This window comes from Psychroflexus salarius (genome assembly GCF_900129035.1).
GTDB classification, from domain to species: domain Bacteria; phylum Bacteroidota; class Bacteroidia; order Flavobacteriales; family Flavobacteriaceae; genus Psychroflexus; species Psychroflexus salarius.
Map to the genome: position 1 here is coordinate 66,285 of NZ_FQTW01000003.1, position 16,074 is coordinate 82,358.

At 33.7% G+C, this 16,074-nt stretch carries 16 protein-coding genes; 7 read left to right on the plus strand and 9 right to left on the minus strand.

The genetic code is table 11. The features are described 5' to 3' along the window. Positions 1 to 19 precede the first annotated feature (19 nt). Positions 20 to 439 carry a CBS domain-containing protein gene (locus BUB82_RS04970; RefSeq protein ID WP_073192503.1) on the minus strand — a complete coding sequence of 140 codons (420 nt, stop codon included), beginning with the start codon at positions 437 to 439 and terminating at the stop codon, positions 20 to 22. Positions 440 to 625: 186 nt separating this feature from the next. Here BUB82_RS04970 and BUB82_RS04975 point away from each other — a divergent pair, with 186 nt between their 5' ends. The 3 genes from BUB82_RS04975 to BUB82_RS04985 all read left to right on the plus strand — a co-directional run bounded on the left by BUB82_RS04975 (position 626) and on the right by BUB82_RS04985 (position 3,896). Next, complete coding sequence (locus BUB82_RS04975) at positions 626 to 2,428, plus strand: GNAT family N-acyltransferase (RefSeq protein WP_073192504.1); 1,803 nt, start codon at positions 626 to 628, stop codon at positions 2,426 to 2,428. 1 nt (position 2,429) lies between these two features. After that, positions 2,430 to 2,825 (plus strand): HIT family protein, encoded by a 396-nt coding sequence (locus tag BUB82_RS04980; RefSeq protein WP_073192505.1) that lies wholly within the window; start codon positions 2,430 to 2,432, stop codon positions 2,823 to 2,825. A gap of 72 nt (positions 2,826 to 2,897) precedes the next feature. After that, positions 2,898 to 3,896, plus strand: coding sequence for a ligase-associated DNA damage response exonuclease (locus BUB82_RS04985; RefSeq protein WP_073192506.1), 999 nt, complete (start codon positions 2,898 to 2,900; stop codon positions 3,894 to 3,896). Between the two features lie 91 nt (positions 3,897 to 3,987). Here the strand turns inward: BUB82_RS04985 and BUB82_RS04990 are convergent, their stop codons facing one another. From BUB82_RS04990 to BUB82_RS05010, 5 genes are all read right to left on the minus strand, one after another. Beyond that, complete coding sequence (locus tag BUB82_RS04990; RefSeq protein ID WP_073192507.1) at positions 3,988 to 4,323, minus strand: hypothetical protein; 336 nt, start codon at positions 4,321 to 4,323, stop codon at positions 3,988 to 3,990. A 317-nt stretch (positions 4,324 to 4,640) separates the two neighbouring features. Further along, positions 4,641 to 5,213 (minus strand): hypothetical protein, encoded by a 573-nt coding sequence (locus BUB82_RS04995; RefSeq protein WP_073192508.1) that lies wholly within the window; start codon positions 5,211 to 5,213, stop codon positions 4,641 to 4,643. A 58-nt stretch (positions 5,214 to 5,271) separates the two neighbouring features. Further along, positions 5,272 to 7,578 (minus strand): penicillin-binding protein 1A, encoded by a 2,307-nt coding sequence (locus BUB82_RS05000; RefSeq protein ID WP_234949762.1) that lies wholly within the window; start codon positions 7,576 to 7,578, stop codon positions 5,272 to 5,274. Continuing rightward, positions 7,568 to 8,071, minus strand: a complete 504-nt coding sequence (locus BUB82_RS05005; RefSeq protein WP_073192510.1) for a gliding motility lipoprotein GldH — start codon at positions 8,069 to 8,071, stop codon at positions 7,568 to 7,570. Before BUB82_RS05005 ends, BUB82_RS05000 begins: the two co-directional genes overlap by 11 nt. After that, the gene (locus tag BUB82_RS05010; RefSeq protein WP_073192511.1) at positions 8,052 to 9,233 is read right to left on the minus strand and encodes a PSP1 domain-containing protein; all 1,182 of its coding nucleotides are present in this window, start codon (positions 9,231 to 9,233) and stop codon (positions 8,052 to 8,054) included. The genes BUB82_RS05005 and BUB82_RS05010 overlap by 20 nt, the downstream gene beginning before the upstream one ends. Positions 9,234 to 9,408: 175 nt before the next feature. On the opposite strand from BUB82_RS05010, the gene BUB82_RS05015 reads away from it, so the two are divergent. Both BUB82_RS05015 and bioB read left to right on the plus strand, forming a co-directional pair. Continuing rightward, positions 9,409 to 10,560 carry a beta-ketoacyl synthase N-terminal-like domain-containing protein gene (locus tag BUB82_RS05015; RefSeq protein ID WP_073192512.1) on the plus strand — a complete coding sequence of 384 codons (1,152 nt, stop codon included), beginning with the start codon at positions 9,409 to 9,411 and terminating at the stop codon, positions 10,558 to 10,560. Positions 10,561 to 10,627: 67 nt separating this feature from the next. Continuing rightward, positions 10,628 to 11,716 (plus strand): biotin synthase BioB, encoded by a 1,089-nt coding sequence (gene bioB, locus BUB82_RS05020; RefSeq protein WP_073192513.1) that lies wholly within the window; start codon positions 10,628 to 10,630, stop codon positions 11,714 to 11,716. 56 nt (positions 11,717 to 11,772) lie between these two features. Here the strand turns inward: bioB and BUB82_RS05025 are convergent, their stop codons facing one another. The 3 genes from BUB82_RS05025 to BUB82_RS05035 all read right to left on the minus strand — a co-directional run bounded on the left by BUB82_RS05025 (position 11,773) and on the right by BUB82_RS05035 (position 14,398). Further along, the gene (locus tag BUB82_RS05025) at positions 11,773 to 12,246 is read right to left on the minus strand and encodes a regulatory protein RecX (RefSeq protein ID WP_073192514.1); all 474 of its coding nucleotides are present in this window, start codon (positions 12,244 to 12,246) and stop codon (positions 11,773 to 11,775) included. Positions 12,247 to 12,311: 65 nt separating this feature from the next. Beyond that, on the minus strand, positions 12,312 to 13,853 hold the full coding sequence (locus BUB82_RS05030) for an Rne/Rng family ribonuclease (RefSeq protein WP_073192515.1): 1,542 nt from the start codon (positions 13,851 to 13,853) through the stop codon (positions 12,312 to 12,314). Between the two features lie 254 nt (positions 13,854 to 14,107). After that, positions 14,108 to 14,398 carry an HU family DNA-binding protein gene (locus BUB82_RS05035; RefSeq protein ID WP_073192516.1) on the minus strand — a complete coding sequence of 97 codons (291 nt, stop codon included), beginning with the start codon at positions 14,396 to 14,398 and terminating at the stop codon, positions 14,108 to 14,110. Between the two features lie 129 nt (positions 14,399 to 14,527). Here BUB82_RS05035 and mutY point away from each other — a divergent pair, with 129 nt between their 5' ends. Both mutY and ssb read left to right on the plus strand, forming a co-directional pair. Continuing rightward, complete coding sequence (mutY, locus tag BUB82_RS05040) at positions 14,528 to 15,586, plus strand: A/G-specific adenine glycosylase (protein WP_073192517.1); 1,059 nt, start codon at positions 14,528 to 14,530, stop codon at positions 15,584 to 15,586. A gap of 37 nt (positions 15,587 to 15,623) precedes the next feature. Further along, on the plus strand, positions 15,624 to 16,070 hold the full coding sequence (gene ssb, locus BUB82_RS05045; RefSeq protein WP_073192518.1) for a single-stranded DNA-binding protein: 447 nt from the start codon (positions 15,624 to 15,626) through the stop codon (positions 16,068 to 16,070). The last annotated feature ends 4 nt before the right edge of the window (positions 16,071 to 16,074 follow it).

Sequence of the window (16,074 nt, forward strand, 5' to 3'; positions counted from 1 at the left end):
TTAACTCCGCTTTTTAGTTTTAGTACTGTTCAACTAAATACTTAATCATATCGGTTGTTGTAACAATGCCAACAAGACTGTCTTCTTTAACCACTGGCAAAGCATGAAACTCTTTTTTGGTAAATACTTCAGCCGCATCTTTAATATTAGCATCGTGAGCGATCACTTCAACATTGTTGGTCATGACCTGTTCTAGTGAAAACATATCATAAACAGTAGTTTCAACTGCTTCTCCATCATCATTTGTTGCATCAGCAAATGAAATTCTCATTAAATCTGTATAGCTTAACATTCCAACTACTTTTTCATTTTTCACCACGGGAATATGCCTAATTTTATGCTTTTTGAATAATGATTCTGCCTTAGTAAGTGAATCTTGAATATTTAGTTTAACAAGATTTTCAGTCATTATTTTAGATACTGGTTCGCGTTGTTTCATGATGTTTAATTTTAAATTATTAATGTAAAAGTCTCATTAATAATGGGTTTAATTTATGATAAACATCAGCTTTTGCCTAATCTTTTTATTTAGGGATCATAGGTTTTATAAGGTGTATAGAGGTCAACTTTATTAACAGTTTAAAAAGGAAAGTTTAGTATATTTACCGATTGCAATTCGCAAATTATGGCCATAGTAACAGCAAAGGAAATTTCAACAGCACTTAAGTTTGATCAGTTTGGTTTTCTCAGCAAGCTAGTTGGGCAAGTGGTCTTAAGTCTTACTAAGCTCAATAAACTTAACGCTATTTACGATAAATACGAGCATCTTGATGGTGTGGAATTTATTGATGCTGTATTAATAGAGCTGGATGCTTCATTTGAGATTCCTGAAAAAGATTTAAAACGTATTCCTAAAGAAGGTCCTTTTATCACCGTTTCTAATCATCCGCTTGGCGGAATTGATGGCTTAATTTTACTCAAATTAATTCTTGAGCAACGTCCTGACTTTAAGATTGTGGCCAATTTTTTACTGCACAAATTAAAGCCTCTGAAACCTTACGTTATGCCAGTGAATCCTTTTGAAACAAGAAAAGATATTAAATCAAGTATCGCCGGCATCAGGCAAGCCCTGAAACAGGTTAACAACGGTCATCCTTTTGGCATTTTCCCTGCAGGTGAAGTTTCAACTTTTAAAGAATCAGGCCTTATTGTTGACAAGCCTTGGATGCCAGAAGCTATGAGGCTTGTACAAAAAAGCCAAGTGCCAATTATCCCTATTTATTTTCATGCTAAAAACAGTCCTGCGTTTTATAAATTAGCACAGATAAGTGATAACTTAAGAACAGCTAAACTGCCGAGCGAAATGCTGTCAAGACCACAGCGAAGAAGTATTAAAGTACGTATTGGTAATGCTATTAGTTTAAAAGAGCAAAATGAATGTGAAAGCTTAGAAGAATTTACCAATTTCGTAAGGCGTAAAACCTATATGTTGGCGAATGCTTATGATAAGAAAAAATTGATTGAGCATTTTCCTAAACAGATTAAATTTCCGCGTTCACCAAGAAATATTATTGATGAGGTTGAAGTTAGCGCTATACAAAAAGAAATTGATCAATGTCGAGAAGATAGCAAGCGATTACTACAAAGTAATAATTACGAAGTTTACTTATCTGAAGCCGATGTGATTCCAAATATTTTACGCGAAATAGGACGCCAGCGTGAAATAACGTTTAGGTCGGTTGGTGAAGGCACTAATAAATCTATAGATTTAGATCATTACGACCATTATTACCACCACATGTTTTTATGGGATAGTAAAGCAAACCGAATTGCAGGCGCCTACCGAATGGGCTTAGGCTCTAAAATATTTGAGAAACATGGTATCAATGGTTTCTATCTCAATGAGCTTTTTAGATTTGAGCCTGAACTCTATAAAGTGATGAGCCAATCTATAGAAATGGGGCGCGCTTACATCACAAAAGATTATCAACAAAAACCGATGCCTTTATTTTTACTTTGGCGTGGTATTGTGCATTGTACCTTACGCTTTCCTGAGCACAAGTATCTAATTGGTGGTGTAAGCATCAGTAATAAATTTTCAAACTTTTCAAAATCTATGATGATTGAGTTTATGAAATCAAATTATTATGACCCATACATGGCTCAATTTGTTAGACCTAAAAAAGAATTTAAAGTCAAGTTAAAAGATGCCGACAAAGATTTTGTGTTTGATGCCACTCAGGCTAATCTGAATAAATTTGATAAAATAATTGATGAAATTGAACCTGATAATCTAAGGCTACCTGTTTTAATTAAAAAATACATCAAACAAAACGCCAAAGTAGTGGCCTTTAACGTTGACCCAATGTTTAATAACTCTGTTGATGGCCTGATGTATATCCGAATTGAAGATTTACCAGAAAGCACTGTAAAGCCTGTAATGGAAGAATTTCAAGCAGAATTAGAACAACAAAACAAAGAAAAATAAAATGGCAACAATTTTTACCAAAATAATTAATGGCGAAATACCAGCATATAAAATCGCTGAAAATGAAGACTTTTTAGCCTTTTTAGATATTAATCCTAATGCTGAAGGCCATACACTTTGTATACCTAAAAAAGAGGTTAACAAGCTTTTTGATTTAGATGAAAACACTTATTTAGAACTCCTAAAATTCACAAAAAAAATAGCTGAAGCCTTACGTAAAACCATCAACTGTAAACGTATTGGGATGTCGGTTGTTGGTTTAGAAGTACCACATGTACATGTTCACTTGATTCCATTAAACCACATGGATGATATTCGTTTTGATAAAAAGGTTAAGCTTACTGAAGCCGAATTTAAAACACTTGCACAGCGTATTTCAGCTGAGGTTAAACTCTAGGCAAACGTTAAATAAGTTTTAAACACTTAAAACAAGCTTCAACTTACCTTAAGTAAAGCTTATGTTTAAGCTATGAAGTCACCACTTTTAGTATTTAATACAAAAGGTATTTACTGTAAAATTGCCGATGTTTACCTTGATCCATGGAAACCCGTTAAAAATGCTATAATCACTCATGGTCACGCAGATCACTCGCGCTATGGCCATCAAAACTATATCACTCATCACGATAATATCCCGATTATTAAACACCGCTTAGGTGATATTTCAGTCACTGGCAAAAACTATGGCGAAAGTTTTAGCATAAATAACGTAAAATTTACCCTATATCCAGCTGGTCATATTATCGGAAGTTCACAAGTAAGAGTAGAACACAAAGGTGAAGTTTGGGTTTTTACAGGCGATTATAAAACTGAAAATGACGGTGTTGCTACACCTTACGAACCTGTAAAATGCCACACACTAATAACCGAATGCACGTTTGGCTTACCTGCGTTTAAATGGAAACCTCAAGCAGAAGTTTTTAAAGAAATTAACACCTGGTGGAAGCAAAATCGGGCTGAAAATAAAACCTCAATTCTTTTTGGCTATTCGCTTGGGAAAGCCCAACGAATATTGAAGTTTCTAGATACTGAAATCGGTAAGATTTATACCCATGGCGCCATAGAAAACATGACAGAAGTTGTTCGCGACATAGTTGAAATGCCAGAAACTATTAAAATAACTAGAGACACTAAAAAAGAAGAACTACGTGGTAATATTGTATTAGCACCTCCTAGTACTCACGGTAGTACTTGGATAAGGAAAATGGTGCCTTATGTAACCGCATCAGCAAGTGGCTGGATGACTTTTAGAGGCGCTCGCCGACGTCGCGCAATCGACAAAGGTTTTGTGCTAAGTGATCATTGTGATTGGGACGGTTTGCTAAAAGCAATAAAACTCAGCAATTGCGAAAAAGTGATTTGTACACATGGTTACACCTCTATTTTTGCACGTTATCTTACAGAATTAGGTTATGATGCCAGAACCCAAGACACCCAATACGAGTCAAGTTTAGATGTTGATCAATAAAAATTACATTAAACTTAAATATTCTTTATCGTAGTAATTCAGGTATATAAGTAGTAAACTTGAAAGATTACAATACAAACTTTGTAAATTATTATAGAATGTTTTTGCCTTTTATTAAGTAGTAATTCATGATTTTTTGAGTTACAATAGCTCCAATTATAGTTCCAATCATACCAAATATTTTAATTACAGTTATTTTACTTAAAATAATTCCAGAAAATAAACCTAATAAAATGCCGATTAATAATATTCCGTGATATTTATAGGCTCTTTTTTTTGCTAATTTTATGTGTTTTCTGTTTTCCAGCTTAAAATCAATGCTATTTTTTAAAAACTGTTCTAAATTTGATATAAACGATTGGTAAAGTGAATTAAATGCAACCGGTGTTACATACCCATTATTAATAACAGTATATTTAACAAGCATTTTATGTTTTTCAATAAGTTCAATCTCAATGACAGACTCCCAATTTAATGGATTGAACTCCCAGCCATGTAATATTGACCATTTTTTTTGAATACAAATTTGCTTTTATCATGACTTAAGATCTTAAAATCATATGACTTAAAATACTCAGTAATTCTATCTTCAAAATTTAAGTTATTAATTATATGAAACTCAAAATTTCGGGTATAATCTCTCATCTAAATTTAATAACAAACTTAGTAGTAAAATTAGCGATTTTTAGATATTTTGATATGACTGAGTGTAAATTTATTGGATAAAATTTATAGTGAAAATTCTTATCTGTATTTCAAATATTGCTTATTTCTCTCCCATCGTTCTGGGTCTACTGTCTTCCAGTAAATATCATAAAACCCTCTTTTCTTTGCATTATTATTTCTAATCATTTCTGAAAAGTATGTAATCAATTTAGTTTTATATTTATTGTCTTCAGTTAATAGATCTCTATTTTGTTTATCAAAAACTAAAATAGAAGCATATATGGTTTTTGAACTTTCCAATCCATTTGCTAATACAGAAAATTTAGTTGAATCGTCTGGAAAAAGTTTTAAATTATTCCATAGTAAAATTGGATGACTATTTTCTTTCAGATAAATTTCTTGATCCCATTTACCAAATTTATCATACATTACTTTCTTGGTGTAGAATGAGTTTTTTACACATTCAAACTTAACTTCAGTAAAAAACAGCGTATCCTGATTTATGATTGTCTCGAATTTCTCTTCAATAATATTTTGAAAGTCATTTTTAACTATTGACGCACATCGTTTTTCAGTAACTTTTTTAGAGGAAGTGCACGAATTTAAAATTAGCGATAAAGCTAAAACAATATATAATTTAATTTTTAACATCAGGTTTATTAAGTTTTGACTTAAAAATAGGTGAATAATAACTATTAAAACCAATTCATCAAAAATCTAATTCAATTTTATTTCTTGAATCTTCTTCTGTTTCATCCTCATTATCAGTTCCACAATCAATTTGAATACTCAGTTGGTCTGGTTTCTCAAACTCTTCTTGTGAAATGTTTAAATTTTCATCGGCATAAATAGCTTTCATATACATGCCCCAGATTGGTAAAGCCATGGTTGCGCCTTGACCGTAAGTAATACTAGGAAAACGTACCGAGCGTTCTTCGCCACCAACCCAAACGCCAGTGGCTAGATTAGGTACCATACCGATAAACCAACCATCACTTTGATTTTGTGTGGTTCCTGTTTTACCCGCAATGGCATTTTCAAACGCGTATGGATAACCTGTGACTGCTCTTTTATAATGCGTTGCGTTTTTAAGATAGTTTGAATTAGTTCTCAAACGGCGACCTGAACCAAAACGTGTAACGCCTTCTAATAAGTTGATGGTAACATAAGCCGATTCTTCATTAAGTACATCTCGACTTTCAGGCTGATGCTGATAAATGATAGTTCCGTTTTTATCTTCAATGCGTTCTACGACAAATGGCTTAACGTAAACACCTTTGTTAGCAAAGGTTGAATAAGCTGAAACCATTTCATAAACGCTTAAATCTGGTGTTCCCAGAGCAATAGCGGCAACTGGTAGAATATTAGAGGTATCTACACCTAATTTATCAACTAAACTCAATACATTTTCAGGTCCTGTACGATCAATCATTCTTGCTGTAATTGTATTAATTGATTCTGCTAAGGCTTGCTTTAGTGTTTTTACACCACCATATTCATTACCAGAATTTTTTGGTGTCCAATCTTCTGTTACGCCATGTTGACCAGCCGGAATTGTATGTTTGGTATTGGGCAACTCTAAACAAGGTGATAAATGTAATTGATCTATAGCGGTTGCATACACAAATGGTTTAAAAGTAGAACCGACTTGTCGCTTTGCCTGTTTAACATGTTCATATTTAAAATGCTTAAAATTGATGCCGCCTACCCAAGCTTTAATTTCACCTGTTTGTGGTGTCATAGACATCATTCCGGTATTTAAAAAAGATTTATAATAACGTATAGAATCTCTTGGTGTTAAGGTGGTGTCTATTGTTCCATTCCAAGAGAATAAGCGCATTTTCCGCTTTTTATCAAAACTAGCTAGAATTTTTTCTTCGCTAAAACCTTTACGCTTCATTTCTTTATAGCGACCTGAATTTTTTATAGACTTATTAATAATTTGATTGATTTCAGCTTTAGAAACACTTCTAAAAGGTGCGGTAGGATTGGTTTTGTTTTGGCGGTTAAATTCCTTTTGAAGCTTTTTCATATGGCGATTAACGGCATCTTCAGCATAAGTTTGCATGCGGTAATCTATAGATGTATAGACTTTTAAGCCATCACTATAGATATTATACAATTCGCCGTTTGGTTTAGGATTATTTTTAACCCAATCTTTTAGAAATTCCTGAACATAAGCTCTAAGATATGTTGCTACACCGTCATCATGTTGTTCAGGTGAATAATTGGTCACCAGCTCTAACTGTTGTAACGAATCTTTTTCTTTTAGAGTTATGTAGCCATTTTTTTCCATTTGGCTAAACACGGTATTTCTCCGATTCAAAGCATTTTCTTTAAATCGATCACGAAGCGGATTATATAAGCCAGGATTTTTAAGCATTGCTACTAAGACAGCTGACTCTTCTATATTAAGTTCTTTTGGTTCTTTATCAAAATAAATACGTGCTGCCGAACGAATACCAACTGCGCCATAAATGAAATCAAACTTGTTTAAATACATCGTTATGATTTCTTGTTTGGTGTATTGCTCTTCAAGTCTAACAGCAATTACCCATTCTTTTATTTTTTGAATAATTGCTTCGGCTAAATTATCAGACCTTATTTTAGTAAAAAGTTGTTTAGCTAATTGTTGAGTAATTGTACTTGCACCACCTTGAGAACCAAGAAAAACGACGGCTCTCAAAGTACCTCGAGCATCAATGCCTGAATGTTGGTAAAAGCGCTCATCTTCTGTCGCCACCAAAGCATTGATTAGATTTTCAGGTAAGTCTTCATATTTAATCGGTGTTCTGTTTTCTTTGAAATATTTGCCCAATGTTTTACCATCAGTTGAAATCACTTCGGTTGCAAGATTAGTTTCAGGATTTTCAAGTTCTTCAAAGGTTGGCATTTCACCTAAAACGCCCCAACTAGCTAATAAAAATAATAAAACTACTAGGCTAATTCCGCCGAAAAATAAGCCCCAAAACCAGATGATATATTTTTTAAAGCTTGGTTTTTTTTTAGTTGTCATTTTCTTGATTTTGTTTTTCGATGCGAAGTCCAACATCTGTGATTCCTTGAAGGCTATCTAAACCATTAATTTCACCAAAAGCACGCATGGCATGTTTAATATTAACCTTATAATTACCGGTTTCTGTAAACTTTACGCCTTGTTTAAGCCAAAGCTTATTTGTTTTTAGCCCAAAACCTTGTCCCATTAATTCGCCATTAGGATAAGCCATTTCATACTCTAAAGTATCTACAATTACCTTACCATTAGGAAAATTTATATCTGAAATTAAGAATAGGTTTCTGTAGGCATAATCTTGCGTATTTCTAAGCATTACAAATACATCATAAACTTCAGTTGTATCTGGCGCTTCAAACGAAAATTCTGCTGGAACTTCTTTTGGCCATGACTCAGGAAAACTTTGGTATTTTGAAAAATACACTGCTTCATCTTGGCAAGAAATACTTACCAAGGCTAAGCTAATGATAATAAACTTAAGACTTTTGCTTAGCATTAGTCGACTTATTTTTTTGTGGTGATCTTTTGCGTTTATGGCGTCGTTTACCTTTATTCTTGTTTCTTCCTTTGGGTTTGTCAAATCGGGTTAAACTATCTTGCCCAACAACATTTTCAAAGTCTACATTAACCACAGGCTTATCTTCAATAAATTCTTCTAAGCTAGCCACCGGTTTATTATTTCTTTGGGCTTTTAAAATGGTTTTTACAGCCTCTGTATCTAACTCAATCCAATTATTATAATCGTCTCTATAAGCGTACCATAGTTTTGATTTAAAGATGTCTATTTTTTGGCAAACAGCTTCTCCTTTTTCAGTAATGAGTTTTTGGTCTTGTCTAGGGAAATCTTTTAAAGCATCTAAATAAGAGTCAAGCTCGTAATTTAAACAGCATTTTAATTTACCACATTGCCCAGCCAATTTTAAAGGATTTAATGATAATTGTTGATATCGTGCTGCCGATGTTTTTACACTTCTAAAATCAGTTAACCAAGTTGAACAGCACAATTCACGACCACAAGAACCTATGCCGCCAAGTCTTGCGGCTTCTTGTCTAAAACCTATTTGTTTCATTTCAATCCTAACCTTAAACTCGTATGCAAATTCTTTAATAAGTTGTCTAAAATCTACACGTTCTTCGGCCGTATAATAGAAAATAGCTTTTGAGCCGTCACCTTGAAACTCAACGTCACTAATTTTCATTTTTAATTGAAGTCTAATCGCTATTTCTCTTGCACGTACTTTTACCTTTTCTTCTCGAGCTTTAGCCTCTTCCCAAACATCAATATCTTTTTGGTTAGCTTTACGGTAAACTTTTGGCAATTCGGCTGCGTAAGGATCTAGTTTCTTTTTACGCATTTGCACTTTAACCAACTCACCTGTAATGGTTACAATGCCAATATCGTGGCCTGGTGAGGTTTCGGTTGCAACAACATCACCAATACTCAGACTAAGATTTTCTGTATTTCTAAAAAAGGATTTCCGGCCGTTTTTAAAACGAATTTCTACCGCATCAAACTTTTCAACACCACTGGGTAATTCTAGGTCTGAAAGCCAATCAAAAACCGTTAATTTATTGCAAGAATCTACACCACAACTTCCATTGTTCTTGCATCCTTTGGGCAAACCATCATTTTTACTAGCACAATTGCTACATCCCATAATTATATATTTTAAATACTAATTTTTAGTATTTCAGATTCATGTTTATTAAATAAACCTCAAAGATATTAAAATATTGCTAGAGGAAATTTTTAAGTCTTAATTTAAAGCTACAAATTAGGTTTTATTTTGAGTTTAAACCTTGTATTTTTATGATATTTGCTAAAAAAATAGGTTGAGCAAACGCATTTACATCAACGGTTTTAGTAGTATTTCTGCTTATGGTTTTGGCCATCAAGAGGTTGAAGATAAACATAGCAAAGCTGAAGCGCTGTTTAGTGATTTTAAATTTCAAGATGAAATCATAAAAGTAACTCGGTTATCGTCTTCAGCTGAAGCAGCCGTTCAAAAATTAATCTCAGAGCAACCAAAATATGCACGCTTAGACCGCAGTGTACTTATGGCAATTTTGTGCACGCGAGCTTGTATAGAAAATCAAAAATTCGACAAAACTTCAACTGGTCTAAATATAGGCTCGTCACGTGGAGCTACTAAGTTATTTGAAACTTATCATCAAGAATTTATTCAGCAAGGACAAGTTTCCGCTTTAAGTTCACCAACCACAACTTTAGGCAATTTAGCCACCTGGCCAGCTCAAGATATTGGTTTAAAAGGTGTTCAAATTAGTCACTCAATCACATGCTCAACGGCTTTACATGGGTTCTTAAATGCTAAAGCCTGGCTGCAATCTAATATGAGTGAGGCCTTTATTGTTGGTGGTAGCGAATCGCCTTTAACCCATTTCACTATTGCGCAAATGAAGGCTATCAAGCTATATTCAAATTTAAATGATGAACTTCCATGTAGAAGTTTAGATTTAGAAAAACAGCAAAACAGTTTGATTTTAGCAGAAGCTGCCGGAACTGCTTTATTAACAAAACAAGCAGAAAACGCATTAGCAGAAGTGGTTGGGTTTGGCTATGCTACTGAAATGATTACCCATAATATTTCAATTTCTACTGATGCGCTGTGCTTTCAAGACGCTATGAAAATGGCTTTAAAAGAAGCCCAATTAGACACTGTAGATGCGGTTGTAATGCATGCGCCTGGCACAAAAAAAGGTGACCAAGCCGAAATTAACGCTGTAAATGCTGTTTTTAAAACCGCACCACTTTTAACCACTAATAAGTGGCAAATTGGCCATAGCTTTGGCGCTTCAGGAATGTTAAGTATTCAAACAGCGCTTTATATGTTAAACAACGGTTTTTATAAAAATCCTTTTTACGAGCAACAAACCACTAAAAACCAACCCATTAAATCAGTTTTAGTAAATGCTGTCGGCTTTGGCGGAAATGCGGTCAGCTTAATTTTAAAAGCTATCAACTAAAAACAGACAAGCATTTTTGAAAATAATACACACATTTTTCTATTTTTGATGAATCAATTAAGAGATTATGACAAGACACGATTGGACTAAAGAAGAGATTTTAGCGATTTACAATAAGCCTTTAATGTCGCTTTTATACGAAGCTGCCACTGTGCATCGCCAACACCACGACCCAAATAAAGTACAAGTTTCTACCTTATTATCTATAAAAACAGGTGGTTGCCCTGAAGACTGTGGTTATTGCCCACAAGCAGCACGTTATCATACAGATATTGAAGGTAATGATTTGATGAGTGTTTCTCAAGTTAAAGCCCAAGCTTTACGTGCAAAATCTTCTGGAAGTTCGCGAGTATGTATGGGTGCTGCATGGCGAAATGTAAAAGATGGCGAAGAATTTGACAATGTGCTAGAAATGGTAAGAACCATTAATAAACTTGATATGGAAGTTTGCTGTACACTAGGCATGGTGACCGAAAATCAAGCCAAACGTCTTGCTGAAGCAGGATTATATGCTTACAATCATAACTTAGACTCATCTGAAGAATACTATAAAGAAGTTATTTCTACACGTGGTTATGAAGATCGTTTAGAGACCATAGACAACGTTAGAAAAACAAATGTGACCGTTTGTAGCGGTGGAATTATAGGCATGGGCGAATCTATTGACGATCGCGCGGGAATGCTTGTTGCCTTAGCAACATTAAACCCTCAACCAGAATCTGTCCCAATTAATGCTTTAGTTCCAGTTGAAGGAACACCACTCGAAGAACAACAAAAAGTTTCTATTTGGGAAATGATAAGAATGGTAGCTACAACTAGAATCGTAATGCCAGAAACTCAAGTAAGACTTTCAGCTGGCCGAACTGATATGAGTAAAGAAGGACAAGCAATGTGCTTTTTCGCTGGGGCAAATTCTATTTTTGCAGGTGATAAACTCTTAACTACTCCAAATCCTGATGTTAATGAAGACATGGAGTTATTTAAAACCTTAGGTTTAGAACCTCAAAAGCCATTCGAGAAAAAATCACAGCCAAAAACCGTAGAAGCTGAACAATCTTTCTATAAGCCTTTAGGCGAAAAACCAAAATGGTCTCGTCCTGGTCATAAAATTGAACGCAACGAAGAAGCTAAATTAAAAGCTAAAGTTGCCAAATAAAAAGTATTCTGTTGACTTTAATCACTGAAGCTTTCATTAAATAATGAAAGCTTTTTTTATGTCTTTAAATTATTGATAGCTTCATAAATCAAATGATTCTCGAAGCCGCGATAGGCTAAGTATTGATAAATTTTCTGTTTATTGGCTTGAGTTAGTTTTTGACCAAGCTGCTTATATTTATAATCAACTAATTCATGTAGGGTTTTTATATAGTCATCTTCATTAATTTCTTTCAATGCCGTATTTAGGTTATAAGTACTAATTTGCCTTAGTTTTAACGCTCTTGTAATTCTTATTTTACCCCATTTTTTAATTCTAAACTTACCTCGAGCAAAGCTTTTAGCAAAACGCTCTTCGTTTAAGAAGTTATCTTCGATGAGTTTAGAAATAATATGTGCTTTAGCATCATGATACATGCCTAATTCATCAAGCTTTTTTTCAACTTCTTTGTGGCAGCGATCTTGGTAAGTGCAATACTGCATTAATTTGAGTAGTGCTTCATGAACAGTAAGTGATGGTTTTTTATTCATTAGCACAAATTTAGTAGCAATTAAGGGCATAAAAAAACCCCTATTAAAATAATAGAGGTTTTTTATTATGGTTTTAAACGATCGCCATTAGCGTCTAAAAAATGATACTCTAGGTATTTATAAGCATCACGAGGTTGAATTTTAACCCATTTTTTATGGTCTAAAAACCATTTAGTACGCATAGAAGGCGTTCCTTTTATTAAATAGGCGCATACAAAAGGATGCGCTGTTAATGTGATTTTCTTTTGGCCTTTAGCAATTAACTTTTGTAAATCGGCATTAATTTTATTGATGAGCACAATTGGTGCTTCAACTTCACCATTTTCGTTTGGGTTTTTTTCTTTAGTTTTAATAGACAACTCAGGCCTAACGCGCTGTCTAGTAATTTGTATGAGTCCAAATTTACTTGGTGGTAAAATTTTATGTTTAGCTCGATCGTCACTCATTTCTTCTTTTAAGTGATCGTAAAGTTTTTTGCGATGTTCGGCATTATTCATATCAATAAAATCGACTACAATAATACCGCCCATATCTCTTAATCTTAGTTGTCGTGCAATTTCGGTAGCACTAATAAGATTAACGTCTAATGCTGTATCAGCTTGATTTTTTGCCTTATTGCTTCTGTTTCCGCTGTTAACGTCTATAACATGCATGGCTTCGGTATGTTCGATAACCAAATAAGCCCCTTTTTTCATAGTGACAGTTTCACCAAATGATGTTTTAATTTGACGTTCGACCCCAAATTTTTCATAAATTGGTATTTTAGAGTTGTAGAGAGAAACGATTGATTCTTTTTCGGGAGAAATTTCACCGACATAATCTTTTATTTGAGAATACAAGGCTTCATCATCTACACAAATAGAAGTAAATGAGTCATTAAATAAATCTCGTAACATAGACGAGGCTTTATTTAACTCTCCTAAAACTTTAAGCGGATATTGAGCTTTCTGAATTTTTTTACACATAGCATTCCATCGTTTTAAAAGATTTTGTAAGTCTTTATCGATGTCAGCTACTTTTTTCCCTTCAGCTACAGTTCTAATTATTATACTAAAGCCTTTAGGTTTAATGCTTTTAACCAGACGTTTAAGTCTGCTTTTTTCTTCTTTATCTTCTATTTTTTGAGAAACAGAAATGCGTTCAGAAAACGGTACCAAAACAATGTAACGGCCAGCGAGTGATAATTCACTGCTTAATCTTGGGCCTTTAGTTGAAATTGGCTCTTTTACCACTTGAACCAAAACAGTTTGGTTAGGGTTAAGCACATCGGTTATAGAACCATGTTTATCAATATCACTTTCAAACGTAAAGTTTTTTAAGTTATAATCTCTAAATTTGGGTGAACTTGCTTTTTTAATAAACTTTGATTGGGTTTGAATTTGTGGACCTAAATCATGGTAATGTAAGAACCCATCTTTTTCATACCCAACGTTAACAAATGCCGCATTAAGTCCCGAAAGGGCTTTTCTAACACGGGCAAGGTAAATGTCACCAACTGCTATATTACTATTGCTAGATTCTTTATGCAATTCGACAAGTTTACCATCTTTAAGCAAGGCAAAATCTACAGCGTCGGAACTTGAACGTATAATTAATTCCTTATTCACGCTTTTAAATTTTCTGTTTAGCAGGTCACGACCTGTCTAAACAATTAAACATTAATTAAATTAAGTAATATGAAGAAATTTATATTCTAAATTTCGTTGTCAAAGAACAGAAAATTGAAAAAGTAGTTTTAAAACTACTTTTTCTTTTTGTGACGGTTAGCTCTACTACGTTTTTTACGCTTGTGAGTTGCTACCTTATGTCTTTTTCTTTTTTTACCACTTGGCATAAGCTATAATTTTTATTGATTAATAATTTATTTTACTTCAACTTTAGTTTTAACACCTTCAACAAAAACCTTTGCTGGCTTAAATGCTGGAATGTTGTGGGCTGGGATTTTAATGGTTGTATTTTTAGAAATGTTTCTACCTGTTTTCTCAGCTCTTTTTTTAATAATAAAGCTTCCAAAACCTCTTAAGTATACATTATCACCGCTTTCTAGCGAGTCTTTAACTTCAGCCATAAAAGTTTCAACAGTGGCTTGAACTTCTGTCTTCTCTAATCCTAACTTGTCTGAAATGTTAGCCACAATATCTGCTTTTGTCATAGTTCAAATATTTAAAAGGGGTTATTAAATTTTAAGTTTGCAAATATACAGAATTTAATAACAATAAATAAACACAAAAGGCTAAATAGTAGTTAGATATACTTTAAGTTTGCTACAAAAACCCTTCAAATGCAATTTGCTAAAGCTTTAATTAATTGGTATAACACTCACCAACGAGACTTGCCTTGGCGACACAGCACGCAAGCTTATGAAATTTGGTTATCTGAAATAATGTTGCAGCAAACCCAAGTAAAACAGGCGCTTCCTTACTATTTGAAGTTTTTAAAGCACTTCCCGACTGTACACGATTTAGCTAAAGCCGATGAAGATCAAGTTTTAAAACTTTGGCAAGGTTTAGGTTATTATTCTCGTGCAAGAAATTTACATTTTACCGCTAAAGATATTAGCAAAAACTATAATGGCAGTTTCCCTACAACATACAAAAATCTGCTTCAATTAAAAGGTGTTGGTGAGTACACCGCTGCTGCTATTGCATCGTTTGCTTTTAATGAACCTAAGGCCGTTGTTGATGGTAATGTTTACCGTGTATTATCCCGTGTTTTTGGAATTGATACGCCTATTAATTCTACAGAAGGTATCAAGCAATTCAAAATAAAAGCAAACGAACTTCTAGACCGAAAAAATCCTGCCACTTATAACCAAGCCATTATGGAGTTTGGCGCTATACAATGCAAACCTAAGCAGCCAAATTGCTTATTTTGCCCATTTCAAAACATATGTGTGGCTTTTCAGCAATCTAAAATAGAGGTTTTACCTGTAAAGTTGAAAAAAACAAAAGTGAAAACGAGATATTTCAACTATTTGATAATAGAAGATGAAAGAGAAAATATTTTACTCAACAAACGCAATCAAAAAGGCATATGGCAAAACTTATATGAATTTATTTTAAGCGATACAACAAAACAAATCGATGATTTTCCACTAGACAAGTTTCAATATTTACCTAAGATAAAATCAAAAGATATTAGACTCCTCAATTCTACGCCTATTAAACATGTCTTAACACATCGTAAACTCTTTGTTCGCTTTTGGCAAGTCAAACTAAGTGAAGCCTTTGATCCTCAATTAGCAGAACATTATGAGATTGTGAAACATGATCAACTAAATGATTATGCGGTACCTGTACTTATTGAAAACTTTATAAAGCAATACGTTTTAAGAGCATAAATCTTTTTATTACTTTTACCAATTAAATTATAATGTTATGGCTTCTGGAACTTTAAATAAAATAATGCTAATTGGTCACACTGGTGATGATGTAAAAATGACTTATTTTGAAGGTGGCGGCTGTATTGGCCGGTTTCCGTTAGCAACAAATGAAGAATACATTAACAAATCGACCAACGAAAAGGTAAGTAATACAGAATGGCATAATATTGTAGTGCGAAACAAAGCTGCTGAAGTTTGTGAAAAATACCTTAAAAAAGGAGATAAAGTTTATATTGAAGGACGCATCAAAACCCGTAAATGGCAAGATGATAAAGGTATGGATCGCTACACGACTGATGTACAATGTACTGAATTTACCTTTTTAACACCGAAAGATAGCGTTAATACACCAACGGCAAATTCTACAGAGCCGCAAAAAACTCAGGCATCTAAGGCACAAAATCCGCCTATCGAAGAAGATAACGACGATTTACCATTTTAATTTA

What these genes read in the sequence shown, in the direction of transcription:
- BUB82_RS05000 (WP_234949762.1), bottom strand. Translation starts at nt 7,578, where the DNA reads ATGACAACTAAAAAAAAACCAAGCTTTAAAAAATATATCATCTGGTTT.
- bioB (WP_073192513.1), top strand. Translation starts at nt 10,628, where the DNA reads ATGACAAGACACGATTGGACTAAAGAAGAGATTTTAGCGATTTACAAT.
- BUB82_RS04970 (WP_073192503.1), bottom strand. Translation starts at nt 439, where the DNA reads ATGAAACAACGCGAACCAGTATCTAAAATAATGACTGAAAATCTTGTT.
- BUB82_RS05005 (WP_073192510.1), bottom strand. Translation starts at nt 8,071, where the DNA reads ATGCTAAGCAAAAGTCTTAAGTTTATTATCATTAGCTTAGCCTTGGTA.
- BUB82_RS04980 (WP_073192505.1), top strand. Translation starts at nt 2,430, where the DNA reads ATGGCAACAATTTTTACCAAAATAATTAATGGCGAAATACCAGCATAT.
- BUB82_RS04990 (WP_073192507.1), bottom strand. Translation starts at nt 4,323, where the DNA reads ATGCTTGTTAAATATACTGTTATTAATAATGGGTATGTAACACCGGTT.
- BUB82_RS05035 (WP_073192516.1), bottom strand. Translation starts at nt 14,398, where the DNA reads ATGACAAAAGCAGATATTGTGGCTAACATTTCAGACAAGTTAGGATTA.
- BUB82_RS04975 (WP_073192504.1), top strand. Translation starts at nt 626, where the DNA reads ATGGCCATAGTAACAGCAAAGGAAATTTCAACAGCACTTAAGTTTGAT.
- mutY (WP_073192517.1), top strand. Translation starts at nt 14,528, where the DNA reads ATGCAATTTGCTAAAGCTTTAATTAATTGGTATAACACTCACCAACGA.
- BUB82_RS04985 (WP_073192506.1), top strand. Translation starts at nt 2,898, where the DNA reads ATGAAGTCACCACTTTTAGTATTTAATACAAAAGGTATTTACTGTAAA.
- BUB82_RS05025 (WP_073192514.1), bottom strand. Translation starts at nt 12,246, where the DNA reads ATGAATAAAAAACCATCACTTACTGTTCATGAAGCACTACTCAAATTA.
- BUB82_RS05010 (WP_073192511.1), bottom strand. Translation starts at nt 9,233, where the DNA reads ATGGGATGTAGCAATTGTGCTAGTAAAAATGATGGTTTGCCCAAAGGA.
- BUB82_RS04995 (WP_073192508.1), bottom strand. Translation starts at nt 5,213, where the DNA reads ATGTTAAAAATTAAATTATATATTGTTTTAGCTTTATCGCTAATTTTA.
- ssb (WP_073192518.1), top strand. Translation starts at nt 15,624, where the DNA reads ATGGCTTCTGGAACTTTAAATAAAATAATGCTAATTGGTCACACTGGT.